7 protein-coding genes are annotated in these 14690 nt (G+C 46.3%); 1 reads left to right on the top strand and 6 read right to left on the bottom strand.

The genetic code is table 11. From position 1 onward, the window contains the following. Positions 1-7: 7 nt before the first annotated feature. The 4 genes from ACL6C3_RS18270 to ACL6C3_RS18255 all read right to left on the bottom strand — a co-directional run bounded on the left by ACL6C3_RS18270 (position 8) and on the right by ACL6C3_RS18255 (position 5480). The gene (locus tag ACL6C3_RS18270; protein WP_413160461.1) at positions 8-1585 is read right to left on the bottom strand and encodes an efflux RND transporter periplasmic adaptor subunit; all 1578 of its coding nucleotides are present in this window, start codon (positions 1583-1585) and stop codon (positions 8-10) included. Positions 1586-1773: 188 nt separating this feature from the next. Continuing rightward, entirely contained in the window at positions 1774-3099 is a 1326-nt protein-coding gene (locus ACL6C3_RS18265; protein WP_413160460.1) for a serine hydrolase domain-containing protein, read from the bottom strand. A gap of 260 nt (positions 3100-3359) precedes the next feature. After that, positions 3360-4166 carry a calcium-binding protein gene (locus ACL6C3_RS18260; RefSeq protein WP_413160459.1) on the bottom strand — a complete coding sequence of 269 codons (807 nt, stop codon included), beginning with the start codon at positions 4164-4166 and terminating at the stop codon, positions 3360-3362. A 15-nt stretch (positions 4167-4181) separates the two neighbouring features. Then, positions 4182-5480 (bottom strand): RNA-guided endonuclease InsQ/TnpB family protein, encoded by a 1299-nt coding sequence (locus ACL6C3_RS18255; RefSeq protein WP_413160458.1) that lies wholly within the window; start codon positions 5478-5480, stop codon positions 4182-4184. 53 nt (positions 5481-5533) lie between these two features. Between ACL6C3_RS18255 and ACL6C3_RS18250 the strand changes: the two genes are divergently transcribed. Further along, positions 5534-5686 (top strand): hypothetical protein, encoded by a 153-nt coding sequence (locus tag ACL6C3_RS18250; protein ID WP_413160457.1) that lies wholly within the window; start codon positions 5534-5536, stop codon positions 5684-5686. Between the two features lie 59 nt (positions 5687-5745). Here the strand turns inward: ACL6C3_RS18250 and ACL6C3_RS18245 are convergent, their stop codons facing one another. Next, a complete protein-coding gene (locus ACL6C3_RS18245; protein ID WP_413160456.1) occupies positions 5746-8766 on the bottom strand; it encodes a PPC domain-containing protein in 3021 nt (1006 codons plus the stop codon). A 420-nt stretch (positions 8767-9186) separates the two neighbouring features. Further along, complete coding sequence (locus ACL6C3_RS18240; RefSeq protein WP_413160455.1) at positions 9187-14562, bottom strand: DUF4347 domain-containing protein; 5376 nt, start codon at positions 14560-14562, stop codon at positions 9187-9189. Positions 14563-14690 lie beyond the last annotated feature (128 nt).

Genomic DNA, 14690 nt, shown 5'->3' with positions numbered 1-14690 from the left:
TATTTTTTTAGTTGATAATGTCTTCTAGGGTTTGATTTTCGGGGAGTTCGACAAATACGCGATCGCCCGTGTATACTCCTTTGAGAATTTGAATTTGATTCCCTAATGTTGAACCAATTGTTACCGGGTGAAATTTGGGTTTATTTTCTTCATCGGGCATTAAAACCCCCGTTTCTCCTTGATGGGTGACAATTGCCACCGTCGGAACAACGAGAGCATTTTTGAGTTTTTCTCCGATAAATTTCAAATCAACATTCATCCCGGACTGTAGCTTTTCTTTGCCTGAAATAATCTCTATTCTGGCTTGAAATAGGGTAACGTCTTGTTCTTTTACCGCTTCCGGGGCGATGAGTTGAACCCGTCCTTCAAAGACTTGATCCGGGTAAGCATCGGCAACAATTTCGACCTTTTGATTGGGTTTAATTTGAGCAATATCCGCTTCGGGAACTTTGGCTAAAACTTCTAAATCTTTTGCCAATGCGACAATAGAAGTCGAAGTCGCAGAAGTCGCATCGGACGCCGAAGTTGCCGGGGTAACAAACGCCCCTTCTACCGCATAACGTTGGGCAATAATTCCCGCAAAAGGTGCGCGAACTTCCGTATCTTTTAGCTGTGTTTGATAATATTGTACGGAGGCTTCTGCTTCGGAAACTTCGGCTTCGGCGCCGGCAATTTCTTCGGGTCGAGTTCCATTTAATAATTCATTGAGTTGACTTTGGGCTTCGGCAACTTCGGCTTCAACTTGAGCAATTTCTTCGGGCCGCGCCCCATTTTGCAATTGTCTGAGGGCTTGACGTTCCATCTCAACGGTTGCTTCTAACTGTTCTATTTGAGTTTTTCGACTTTGTTGAAGCTGTTCTAAACGTCTTTTGGCTTCCTCAACAACGGCGTTGAGTCGGCGTTCATTTTGTCGATATTCTTCGAGTTCATCTTGAGAAATTGCGCCCTGTTCGCCCAAATTTTCATAGCGACTAACCCGTTCGTTCGCAAGTTCTAATTCGGCTTTATTGCCTTCTATTCTCGCTCTGGCTTGAGCAATTTCTTCTTCGAGACTTCCCGATTTCGCATCGGCTAAACGGGCTTCGGCTTCGTTTAATTTCGCCCGGGCTTGGGCAATTTCTTCGGTTCGAGTTCCCGCTTTTAATTCGGCTAAACGGGCTTTTGTTTGATTTAATCTCGCTTGGGCTGCGGCAATTTCTTCGGGGCGACTTCCGGTTTTAAGCTTTTCTAAGTTGGCTTTTGCTCTCACTAATTTCGCTTTTGCTTGCAATAATTGCGCCTCTATTTCGCCGCTTTCCATGCGGGCAATTAGCTGACCCACTTCCACGCGATCGCCCTGTTCAACGTATAATTGAGCCAGGCGCCCTTGTGTTTTTGGACTGAGATTAACTCGCCGCACGGGTTGAACAACTCCGCTCGCTGTAATTCTCACGGTAATTGCTTTGGCTTCCACAGGAACCGTTAAAGTTTCGATAAGTTCAGGTGTCACTTGAACTCGATTTTGCACCCAATAAACTGACACAGGAACGGCTAATAAGACCGTTGAAACAGGCCCAATTAACCAGGCAATATTGAAACTTGACATTCAACTCCATCAATGCTTAGATCGAATCTATAAAAGCAATAAACCCGGTTTGTCTTGGCAATTGAAGTAAATCTTAAAGTTGGGCCGAAAAACCGGGTTGTTTCAAACACACAAAGATTGGAGTCCGTCTAACATTTCCAAAAATTATGATCGAGTTTTTTCATGTTTTCAATGTTTAAATAGTTTTGTCAGTTTTTCTCCTTTGCCTTCCGCCTACCGCCTTCTTTAAACCTTTTAAACCGAATCAAAAATCCGCCCAAGAAAACTACCCCAAACCCCGATAACATTCCCGGTTCTGGCACCGATGCAATCGGTTCTTGAGCCTGGCGCCAAGCCCGAAAAACCGGATTACTGATATTATCTAAATCTCGCGAATTAATCAATTCGATATAAATGATATCATCTGTCGGGGAATAAAACAAGTTTGAACGGTGAGCTAATGTCAAACCTCGATGACCGTACCACTGTCTGAGCGGACTTTCTAACGCCCCAATTCCCAAACCATAAGCATCATAATTCTCAGAATTAGTGGCTTCAACTACAGTCAGCATTTCCGCTAAAGATTCAGTTTCTAGAAGCTTTCCACTCAGCAAACCTGCAATAAATCTCGCCATATCCGTCGGGTTAGAAACCATCGCACCCGCCGCCCAAGCCCAAGATAAATTAGCCTGAGAAACATTATTAAAACTGCCATCTCCATCAAAATCCCAATAAGCATTAACATATCCTCCGGGAATGGGTTCTTCCTCGGCAAAAAAGGTATTATTTAACCCCAAAGGTTCGAGAATCCGAGAACGAATTTCAGCCGCAATATTAGACCCGGTGACGGCTTCAACAATTAACCCCAATAAAATTACATTGGTATTGGAATATTCCCAAGACTCTCCCGGCGAAAAATAGGCATTTTGGTTGGCAATAAAAGTTAGAAGTTCTTCCGGTTGCCACTCTCTTAAAAATACACCCGGATTATTTTGGGCTTGAAAAAACAACGGCAGAGAATAATCAACAATTCCGCTAGTATGATTTAACAATTGACGAATGGTAATCTGTTCGGAATTGGGAATATTTTCTAACACTTCCGAAGACAACCATTCATCTAAAGTATCTTCTAGAGTTAAAGTTCCTTCTTCAACCAACTGTAAAACCACAGTCGCCACAAAAGTTTTAGTAATACTCCCAATTTGAAACCGATCTTCATTGGTTAACGGAGTTTGATTTTCTAAACTAGAAAAACCGCTGGTTCCTAACCAAGTTCCTCTGGGGCTAATAATTGCCAGAAAAGCGCCGGGAATATCATCGGTTGTTTCATCAAAAATTAGATTAAGTTGTTCGTCCAATTGATCGGAAACTGTATTTTCAAAAGAACTGCTATTCACAACTTCTAACAAAAAAGGATTTTCACTGATATCCTCAACTAACGACGCCGATTTAACCGTTTCAGTTAATCCGATTAAAATCGCGATCGCCAGACCAATCGATGCGGTAATTTGAACTTTGAAACTTGAAAACTTCACTTGGGTTTTATTCCTCAATTCTAATGATGATTTTTTCCATAACTTCCCCCAAAACCTGCGTAATCGATCCCCCTAAATCCCCCTTAAAAAGGGGGACTTTCTGATCGGCCATAACTTTCCCCAAAACCTGCGTAATCGATCCCCCTAAATCCCCCTTAAAAAGGGGGACTTTCTGATCGGCCATAACTTTCCCCAAAACCTGCGTAATCGATTCCCCTAAATCCCCCTTAAAAAGGGGGACTTTTATTGAGGGATGTTAATTAAACGAGAGAAATATCGGGCGTATACACGAACAAATCTGAGGTTAATTCCGATGAATTAACACCTTGAAGAATTGCCAAAGTTTCCCCAGATTCGATAACACTAATCATCGCACCCATATCGCTATCGGTAATCGAAAGTTCATCAAACATTAATTCACCTTCGACCAAACCAATTAAATCTTCGGTAACATCAAAATCGGTAATCGTATCCGTACCATCCCCATTACCAAAGACAAACACATCCGAACCACTACCCCCGGAGAAATCATCCCCCGTCAGCGTATCGTTACCCGTGACGCCCATAATAGTGTCATCGCCGTCATCGCCAAAGATTTCATCATCGCCGCTATCGCCACTCAGGAGGTCATTACCGCCCTTACCGCCAATGCGGTCATTTCCGGCGCCGCCCGAAATCACGTCATCACCGCCATTTGAACCGCCCGCAGACCGACGATTAGCATCACCCCGCAGGACGTCATCACCCGAACCGCCAAACACGGTATCATCGCCCAAACCGCCAGCAACGAGGTCATCACCACCCAAAGCATCAATGCTGTTATTTTCCCCATCGCCTTCGAGAGTTTCGGCGTCATCGGTACCGACAATATCAGCAACAAAGCCATCAACCGGTAGCAACGTCGCATTCAGCAAATAGGGACCCGGTTCAAAGGCGCCGGTAAACGTCCAACCGCTACCACTTCCCGCAACGTTGGGGTCATAGAAATTATTGCCCAAATTGCTAATTCCGGCGTAGTAAGTACCGGTTTCGGGGGCGATAAACTCGATTTGACTTCTCCTCCGCATAAATGACGGAGGATTCTAAGGGGATGCTACACAACGGGCTAAAGCCACGTTGCTTCGCGTCTTCTTAGCTGACCAGAATTTTAACTTCTGGGGACGAGTCAAAACGCCCCTAGACACTCGACTTAAATCAAAATTAAGTGTTGTGCTTACTTTTTTACGAATAATGTTAACAGCCCCATTAGCATCGCTATTGATATAGTGATTTTGAGCCGTTCGATACAAACCTCTTTTTGTTCTTTTTCCTGATGGTTGCCACTCTTTGGGTTTTTCACCAAATATAGGTAGCAAATCATTGTCTAAGAATGAAGCTTTTGAGGTATAACTTTCTTCTGTTTCAATAAACTTAAGTCCGTACTGTTCACACAATTGTCTAATGCGTTCTTTGAGTTTGGCTGTCGGAATTGAAACAAAAGATTGATTGTTCTTTTTGCCTAAATTGCTTTCTTTCTTTTGTTCTTTGTTCCATCCAAAAACAATCACTCCAATTTGACGTTCAAGGCAATGACTAACCACAAGTCTGGCTGCCTTGTTAACAGCATCTCTCATTTGTCGGTTGCGCTTTTCTGTGATTTTAGCGAGTTGGGTTGACCAAAATCCTTGAGGTTTTCCTTCTTTGAGAGTAGCTACCTGTTTGTTGTACCAACGGTTAACAGATTTAAGATGTTTCCCATCAACTATAAAGCTAGTCCCAAGATTAGAAACCCCTGTTAGCCAATTGTTCAATCCTGGATCTAAACCTAGCACATGATCGAAATTTACCTTGATCTCGACTGATTTACTTTCATAAACAAACTCAACGTAAAAACACTGATTTCTTGGCAATATTCTCAATTCCTTAATTTCTTGAAATCTCAAATTGGAAGGCATTGGTAGATAGAAGCTGCTAAGTCCAAACCATTTCTTAACAGTTTTCCCTAAAGGGATTCTAATTTGATTGTCAACCAGTTTTAAGGCTTGTTTAGGATAGGTTACAAGACACATACCTCCTTTCTTTCTGTATTTAGGGAGACGAGGTTTATCGGTTAACTCCCCTTTTATATATTTTTTGCTTAACTCTTTAAATGACTTAAAGGACTCAGCAACGCTTCTAAGTATTTGCTGTGCTGCCTGAGAGTATAAAGCTTGATAATGTTTGTGGTTTTTGTACTCTTTTTCTAAATCATATTTTCCAATAATTTTATGGGTTTTGAAATGAATTTGACGAGCATAATAGATTCCACAGTTAGTCAGTTTATGAGACTCAGAACAAATAAACTCAAGGATAGCCTTTAACGGGTTGTCTGGACTAATTAGATTTTGCTGACATCCATACATTGTATTTTTACCTCCTGGTGTTATACTAGCATCAACGCACTAACAATATATGTATGAAAACTAAATCATTAACAATTCGTTTATCTGAGCGCAGAAGAAATAAACTTTATTTATATGCTGCTGAGAAGGACAAAACGATAACAGCACTTATTGAAGACTGGATTGATAGCCTAAAATTAAAAGAAGAAAAGGATACGACAGGTTAAAACCTGTCGAGTCGCATTTCATCCATCGCTTAAAAGACGATGGCTTTCATGCTTCCGTGTTATTTGAGGTAAGTATCGCCATTCGCCTGGAAAATTTCATCGGGCGCCGCCGCATTTTCAACAACAGCAACCTCATTCCCCTGGCTATCGAAAATCCGCAGTACAGAGTCCATTAACGAACCTTCGACCCCCGCATCGCCAGAACCCCCCGCATCAACATCGAGGACTAAAGTTTGACCGGCTTCCAACTCAAAGCCGTACATATCGACATCTTCGGAACGGTCAATTAGGTTGCGGGTTTCAGGGGTTGTACCGATTTCTCCAGCAAGGGTAACAGTCGAATTAACCCCAACTTCGATCAGATTAGCGTTGGCGATAGTATCATTAAATTCAGTGTCATCGTCATAGATTTCGCCATCATCGGTTACGGGTACTGAACCGGGGTTTTCAATACCATCTTGGGTCGGTTCCGAGGGAATTTCTTGATTCAATAACAGATTGAGGGTATATTCTCCGCTACTGCTTCCGCTTCCGCTACCCCCCTCAAAGGGTTCGTAGGGATTATTCTCAAAGTCAAACTCACCGTTAGGGGAACTGCTGACCCCCACATAATAAGTTCCTTCCGTCTCAGCGGTAAATTCTAAATAAGAATCGGACTGACTCTCCCCAACCAATTCATTGGGTGCAAAATCATCGTTACTTTGGGCGAGTTGGTTTCCTTCTGCGTCGAACAAACGTAACACCGAGTCGAGGGAAGACCCCAACAATTCCGCATCGATATCTAATACAACCGTATCCCCCGCTTCCAACTCAAAGGAATACATATCCACATCTTCGGTTTGATCGACCAAACGATTCCCAAAGGTAAAGGAAATGGCACTATCTAGGGAAACGGTATTATTATCAGCGCTGAGATTCGTGGCGATCGCTTCTGCAATTGTATCATTGGGTTCGGAGATTTCCAACGGTGCGGGAGGCGCCTGGTCGGTTGTGTCTACAATCGTAAAATTCGCCTCTGCGACTTCCGGCGAAACTTGATAACCCTCCCCTTCTGCAACGGTAAAAACAGCCGTTTCCAAACCTTCTGATTCGTTATCCTCAGCCACCGCTAAATTAACCGTAGCGGCTTGTTCTGTGATTGTTAGGTCAAAACCATCATCCCGAACTTCCGCAATTGTAGCGCCCTCTACCTCAATGCTATCGAGGTCAAATTCGTTTAAATTGGGAGTATCTACGGAAACTGTTAATCCTTCTGCGGGTGGGGGAGAACTCAGGCTAAACGTGTGAACCGAGACAGTATTTTCCGACTCAATTAAGACTTCAGGACTCGCCTCCAAGCTAACTTGAGTCAGAGAATTCGCATCATCGGCGATCGCAAAGTTAACTATACTAGCATTATCGGCGATCGCATAGCCCGGAACCTCTTGAAGGCTAAAAGTAACCGACTCCAAACCCTCAACAATATCATCCGCAAACGCTTGAAGTTCGATGCTGGCGGTTGGTTCGGTAATTTTGAAATAGAAACCTCCCGCATTCTCATCGGGCGAAGGGAAACCGCCCCCAGTCACAACCGCATCAAACAGGTTAAACTCGCCCAACTTGGCGAGAATACCGCTAGTGACATAAACCACAAGTCCTTCGGGGGGAATTTCACCGTCAACGGTAAAGTTCAAAGTACCCGGACTGCCACCTTCTATTAGAGTATCGCTACTGCTAACAAACTCCATCGCCAATAAAGGCGGGTTCGTGAGTTGTGGAACTTCGTCAAGGCTATCATAAACTTTAACAATAGACTCGCCCGATGCCGCCTCATAGCCAACGCCATCTTCGACAAAGAAACTAACGCTTTGTGAACCTTCCGCCTCAAAGCCAACCCCGACAAAATTCATCACCGCATTGGGGCCATCCAACCGCAATTGCAAGCCCGTTGCAGTTCCGTCACTATTGTAAATTGCCCCCAAAACTTCTCCGGGACCAAAAACCGGCGGGATGAAATTCGCCCCCTGAATAAACTCGGTAATATCATCCAAATTGCTATTAATATTAACGATCAATCCATCTTCGGGAATCTCGCCGTCAACACTAACCGCCAAACTGAGAATCGGAACAGCTTCTCCTGCTGATTCTACGATATTGGGAGAAATCAGTTCGGAGTCGTTAAACGTACCGCCCAAAGCGCTTACCGAAACCATTGGATTTTCGCCCGGAGTAACCGGATCTTCGGCTTGTGATACATTAAAGTCAAGGGAGTAGGTTGAGGCATCTCCGGTTTGTTGCAGCCAGAACGTATAGTCGCCACTGGGTAAAGGAGAATCAAACCCAATTGCACCCTGACCGTTTGCCAAATCCTCTAAAATATCCGTACCGACATCAATAGCACCAAAATGACTATAACCGAGTAAATTTTCAACATCGGTTTGAGTGGGGGGTTCTGTAAAAATACTACCCGTTTGTACCGCAGCAAAGGCAATATCATCGGTATCGGAAGCGTAGGATGCAACGTCAACCGAGTCGAGTTGTAACCCCTCCGGAACGGTTAGGGTAACGTATTCGATATCACCCGCCACCGAAGTTGCGGTTAAAGAATTAACGCCCTGTTCTAATTCAAGCATAGTGGGAGCATTGCGATCGCCAGAAATATCCCCATCGACGGCTTCATCGTAGAAACTTGTTACCGGAGGCGGAGTTGGTGTAGAATCTGCCGTATCTTCGAGGGTAATTTCAACAGAACTCGCATCGGAATCTAGGGTAAATTCTTCGCTGGGTTCGACGGTAAAAGTAATGGTTTCGCTACCTTCTTCTTCGTTATCCGTAAATACGGGTAAACTAATACTTGCGTTTTGTTCGGTCAGTCGTAAAGTAAAACCATCTGTATCATCGCTGACACTAACGAGTTGCGCCCCTGAAAATTGAGTTGCAAATACATCAAATTCACCGAGGGAATTAATCATATCGCTGCTGAGAGTTACCAGCAAACCGTCGGGTGGAGGCGCTTCATCGAGGTTAAAATTGAGCGTTAATACGGTTGATTCCGCTTCAATTAAAGTTGTGGGACTGGCTGTTAATGAAAGTGTCGTCATTATTTAAGTCAATGTTTTGCTGGATCAAATAAACCAATCTGTCGTTATTTTTTAGACCTATTAATAGTTTTAGACCGGAAAAAAATCTAACAAATTGATAGCTGCAATCTGTAGAATTACGCGCAGGGTGGTTAGTACAACTTGAAAGGTTTTACCTCTTTTTCTTCCCCTGTTCCCCCAATTTTTCCCCCCTGACAAAGGGGGGCTAGGGGGGATTAGATCAGGGGTGTCCGAACGGATAGGGTGTATTTTGAGGTGTTAATTAAACCAGAGAAACATCGGGCGTAACCGTGAACAATTCTGAGGTTTTACCTCGACCCTTCCCCTGTTTCCCCCAATTTTTCCCCCCTGACAAAGGGGGGCTAGGGGGGATTAGATCAGGGGTGTCCGAACGGATAGGGTGTATTTTGAGGGGATTAATTAACCGAAGGAAACATCGGGCGTTACCATGAACAATTCTTCGGTTAATTCATCAGCATGAACATCTTGAAGAACGGCTAACGTTTCTCCAGAAGCCATCACACTAATCATCGCACCCAGATCACTATTGGTAATCGAAAGTTCTTCAAACATCAGTTCGCCTTCGACCAAACCGATCATGTCTTCAGTGGGGTCAAAATCGGTAATTAAATCGGTTCCATCCCCATTTCCGAAGACAAACAGATCCGAACCACTTCCACCCGAGAAGTCATCGCCTGTAAGCGTATCGTTACCGGTGACGCCCATAATGGTGTCATCGCCGTCATCGCCGAAGATTTCATCATCACCTTCGTCACCGCTAAGGAGGTCATTACCCGCTTTACCGCCAATGCGATCGTTACCGGCGCCGCCAGAGATCACGTCATCGCCGCCAACGGAACCGCCCGGAGAACGACTATTCGCATCGCCCCGCAGGACATCATCGCCGTCGCCACCAAAGACGGTATCATCGCCCAAACCGCCGGCAACGAGGTCATCACCTGCCAAAGCGTCAATTGATTCGTTAATATCAGTTCCGACTAATTCATCAGCGTCATCGGTACCAACAATATCAACGGGTGTACCGCCACCATCGCCCGGTACCAGGTCAAAGGCGATGTCGTATTCGCCGATATTGATACCAGACTGAGGTAGAACCCGACCGCTACCGGTACCGGCTTCAAACGGATCGTAAACGGTATTACCCAACAGGCTGACACCCACAAAGTAAGTACCCGTTTCGGATGCGGTAAATTCGAGATAGGCATCGCGGTTGGCAGTGAAGATTTCATCGGGTGCCGGAGCATTATTTGCGTTAGCCAACTCGTTCCCAACGGAGTCAAACAGTCGCAGCACAGAATCCAACCGTTGCGGGACGTCGAAGCCTTCGAGTTCGTACTCAATGGAGTCCACATCAATCTTGATGGTATCTCCCGCTACCAGGTCGAAGCTGTACATATCGACATCTTCGGAGGGGTCAATGATATCAGCCTGATAAACTTCAGGATCTTCCGACACCACGACATACTCGGAATCAATCGCGGCTTGGAAAGAGAATGTCTGGTTGGAGGGACTCAATCCGGTATCGATCGCCGTTGTGATCGTATCATTGAGTTCTTGTTCTGGATTGTCATCGCCTTCATCCCCATCATCATCATCTCCATCGTCAGGATCGATAACCACTGAATCAGGGTTGTCCGCAATTGTGAGTGTGATATCGTTGGCATCAGGATCGATCGCATAACCTACCCCGGGCTGGATTGTAAACGTGAATTCTTGAATGCCTTCTAGAGCGTCCTCTGGGGAAATTTGGGGATTAGTGGTTTCATCATAGGCGGACAGCGTAATTGTAGCCGTTTGCTCCGTCATCTGGAAGAAGAAACCGCTAGCTTGGAAGTTAGGTGATGGGAATTCACCGCCAACAATCTCGGCATTGAACACATCAAATTCACCCAATGCTGACCGAATTCCGCTATCGACACCAATAACAACTCCTTCTTCGGGAGGAGGACTGTCTAAAGAGAAGGTCACTGTTGTCAGGTTCCCCTCCGATTCCACCAGAGCCGTTTCACTGATGTCTATACTCACAGTGGGGACAGTGGGAAGTTCAGGAACATCCGCTAGGGTGTCATAGATAACGGTTGAAAAACTACCCTCTGCACCGACGTTATAACCGGCACTGGGTTCAACGTTGAAGGTAATCGTTTCAGAGCCATCAGTCGGGGCGGTTTCTGGACTATCAACGGTAAGGTTAATCAAGGAAGAATTGCTGGTGAGTTTCGTCCGCAACCCGACCAATGTTCCTGCTTCGTCAAATACACCCCCCAGGACTTCAGCGCCGCCTTGAGAAAAGGGCGATCCTGTGTTGAAAATACTCCCCAAGTCGGCATCACTGGTGAGATAAACTTCAATCCCTTCTTCTGGAATTTCACCCTCGACTTCTAAAGCTAGGGACAATATGGATGCTCCAGTATCGGGTTCAAGATACTGAACCAGTGCATTGGCTTCGAGAGTATCCCGCTCCTGCTCATCTGCTCGGTAAGTTGCAGGCGTTGCCCTCAACGAGACTGTCGGCCCTTCTCCGGTGCCGGATGGGATCTCTGTTGCCTCTGGAACAATCGGCTGGTTTAACGTCAGATTTACCGTATATTCACCAGAGCTTTCTCCCGTACCGCTCCCTGGGATATTCGGATCGTAGGGACGGTTCTGCACACCGACTTCATAATAGTCGAAGGGAGCATTCGGCCAACTGCTGATGCCGAAATAGTAAGTCCCAGCAGTTTCGGGGGTGAATTCCAGATAGGAATCAAAGCCAACATCTGCAAAGGCTTCCTCTGGTGCGGCGGCGTCATCCACCTGAGCGACTTGATTGCCATCGGCATCAAAAACCCGAACCACAGTATCTACAGTTTCGGGATCGAACTGTTGAGCGTCGGTATCCAACCGCACTGTATCACCCGCTTCGAGATCAATTTTGTAGAAGTCTACATCTTCGGTAAAGTCGATGTAGAGTCGGCCGTCTTCGGTTTCGTAGAAGTTGGCGTTTTCGTAGTCGATACTGCTAGTGAAGGTGATTTTCGGGTTGTCTGCACTTAAACCGATTTCAGTCGCCAATTCGATAGTATCGTTGGGTTCGCTGATTTCGGTTGGCGCCGGAACTTGATCGGCACTATCAACCAAAGTAAAGGTTGCGGTACCGGCTTCGGGGTTGACTTGATAACCCTCTCCGGGTTCAACGGTGAAGGTGGCTTCTTCTAACCCTTCGCTTTCGCCGTCTTCTGCAACGGGTAGGTTAATGGTTGCGGTTTGTGAGGTGAGTTTGAACTCGAAGCCGTCTAAACTATCGTTAACCCCAACAATTTCTCCGCCCATGACTTCGATGCTATCCAAGTCAAATTCTGACAACATCGGAGCGCTAACAGAAATGGTAACGCCTTCTTCTGGCGGAGGTGAACTTAAACTAAAGGTATGAACGCCGACGGTGCTTTCTGATTCAACCAGTGTTGCAGGTTCGATAGAATAGGAAACTTGAATCAAAGAGTCGGGGTTATCGGCGATGGTCAGATCAAATCCACTCGCTTCAGGATCGATAGTATAACCGGGACCTTCTACGACTTCAAAGCTAAACGCTTGAACGCCCTCGACAACGCCTTCGGTGATTTCCGGGTTGGTGGTTTCGTCGAAAGCGGGTAAAGTGATGGACGCACCGTCTTCGAGAATCTTGAAGTAGAAGCCGCTAGCCACAAAGTTGGGAAAGGGTACCGCACCGCCTGAGATTTCGGCGTTGAAAACATCAAATTCTCCCAAGGCACCCGTTGTGTTGCTGTTGACGTAAACTAAAACGCCATCTTCAGGAATTTCGCCGTCAACGTTAAAGGTGAGAGTGGTCGTATTACCTTCTGACTCAACTAATGCGGTTTCGCTAACGGTTAAGCTAACTTGGGGTGAGGTTTCCGGTTCGGGTGCGGTTTCCAGGCTGTCGTAGAAGGTAACAGTCGAAGACCCCATCTCGCTACTAACGCTGTAGCCGTCTCCCGCTTCTACGGAGAATGTGGCATCTTCTGGGCCGTCGGTTTCGGCTTCTTCTAAGTTTTGGACGTTAAGCGCGATCAATGCACTGGGACTGGTAACTCGCAGACGGATACCGGAAGCAACTCCTGTTTCGGGGTCGTAAACGGCTTCTAAAATTTCGCCGCCAACGGTTAGGGGAGGACGTCCCAAGTTGCTGAAGTAGTCCGTTAAGGCGATATCGCTGTTAATGGTGACTTCTAAGCCTTCTTCTGGAATGTCGCCTTCGGTTTGCAGGCTCAGTACCAATAAAGAGGCGCCGGCTTGCTCACCCAAAGATTCTACCAGTTCGGGCGTTAAGATGGTATCGCGCAGTTCTGTGCGATCGCCGTTAAAGGTGCCGGTCAGGGTTTGTAAGGAGACAACCGGGCCTTCGGTTGGCGGTTCCGGTTCCGGTTCCGGCTCTGGTTCCGGTTCGGGAGGTGCATCCACACTCACGGTAACGGTGGCAACATTGGAACTGTCTTCCCCATCGCTGGCGGTGTAGGTGAAGCTGTCTTCTCCGCTAAACCCGTCGTCCGGCGTGTAGCTGAAGGAACCGTCGGCGTCGAGTTCTACGCTGCCATTTTCGGGCGCACTTTCCAAGCTGACCGTTAACTCATCTCCGTCTGCATCGGTATCTCCATCGAGAACGCCTAAATCTGCATCAACGAACAGGGGAGATTCAAAACCTGTGCTGTAGCTATCATTATCGGCGACTGGGGCTGTATTTTCCGGTTCGGGTTCCGGCTCCGGTTCGGGTTCGGGTTCGGGTTCGGGTTCGGGTTCCGGCTCGGGTTCCGGCTCGGGTTCGGGTTCGGGTTCGGGTTCGGGCGTTACTCCGTCGTTATCTTCAATGACAAATGTTGCTGAACTCGCCGAGGAATCGATTTCATAACCTTCTCCCGGTTGGATGGTGTAGGTAAAGCTCTCCGAACCTTCATCCTCGCTGTCATCAAACACGGGTAGGGTAATGCTTGCGGTTTGTTCGCTGATGCGAAGGGTAAAACCGTTGGTATCGTCGCTCACCCCAACGATGCGGGCGCCGCTGAAACTGGCTGCAAATACATCCAACTCCGCTATAGCATTGACAATGGGACTGGTAACGGTGATGTCAATTCCCTCGGCTGGTGGGGGTTCGCTCAGGTCAAAGTTGAGGGTGAGTACCGTTGCATCTTCTTCTACAAGGGTGTCAGGAGTTGCGGTTAAACCGACTGTGGGAACGAATACCCCCGCGTAGGTTTCGCTAACAGAAGGTAAAAAGGCTAATTTTTCCTCTACTGAACTGATCAACTCTCCGATGCGGATGTTTAGGTTCCAAGTTCCTCCTAAGTTAGCATTTCCGACTCGCTGTTCTGAGGCGGTAATATTAGCTCCTGTAACCTGATGCAAGATGTTAAGGAATTGATGTCCTATGCCTTGAGCGACTTGACAACCGTATAAAACTAGGGAGTTGCCAAGTAGATATTTTGACCAATTTTTAAGCTGTTCTTGGTATTGACTGAGAGTATTGAGACTTAATTGGGTTTGACCTAAAAATAAACAGCCCGGTTCGCCGTGTGAGACTATGTGCAGGCTGTTGATGGCGGGAGAACGCTCTAAGGCTGCGGTAATTTGCTCAACGCCGTCGAGATGGGAATCTAGCAGTAATACTTCTGCGTTCGGTTGGACTTGGCCGATTAACCCAGAAACATCGGTGACTCCAGAATCAATAACAACCAGCATTTCAGCCTGTTCTACCCGGCGAGCTACTCTTGTGCGATCGCCGGAAAATCGAATAAAATTGTCCATTATATGACCTCTACGAAAGTAGAATTTGAGATGATTGCCCAGAAGTGATGTTCTGGGTTTTTTGTGGGCAGAATCGGGAAAAAATGCCCAAGTCTGTTTTTTATATCCCTGTTCTTAGCCCAAAATAG

Origin of the sequence: Capilliphycus salinus ALCB114379, assembly GCF_047276495.1 — a bacterium.
GTDB classification, from domain to species: Bacteria; Cyanobacteriota; Cyanobacteriia; order Cyanobacteriales; family Microcoleaceae; genus Capilliphycus; species Capilliphycus salinus.
This window is presented reverse-complemented; position numbering and strand designations above follow the sequence as displayed.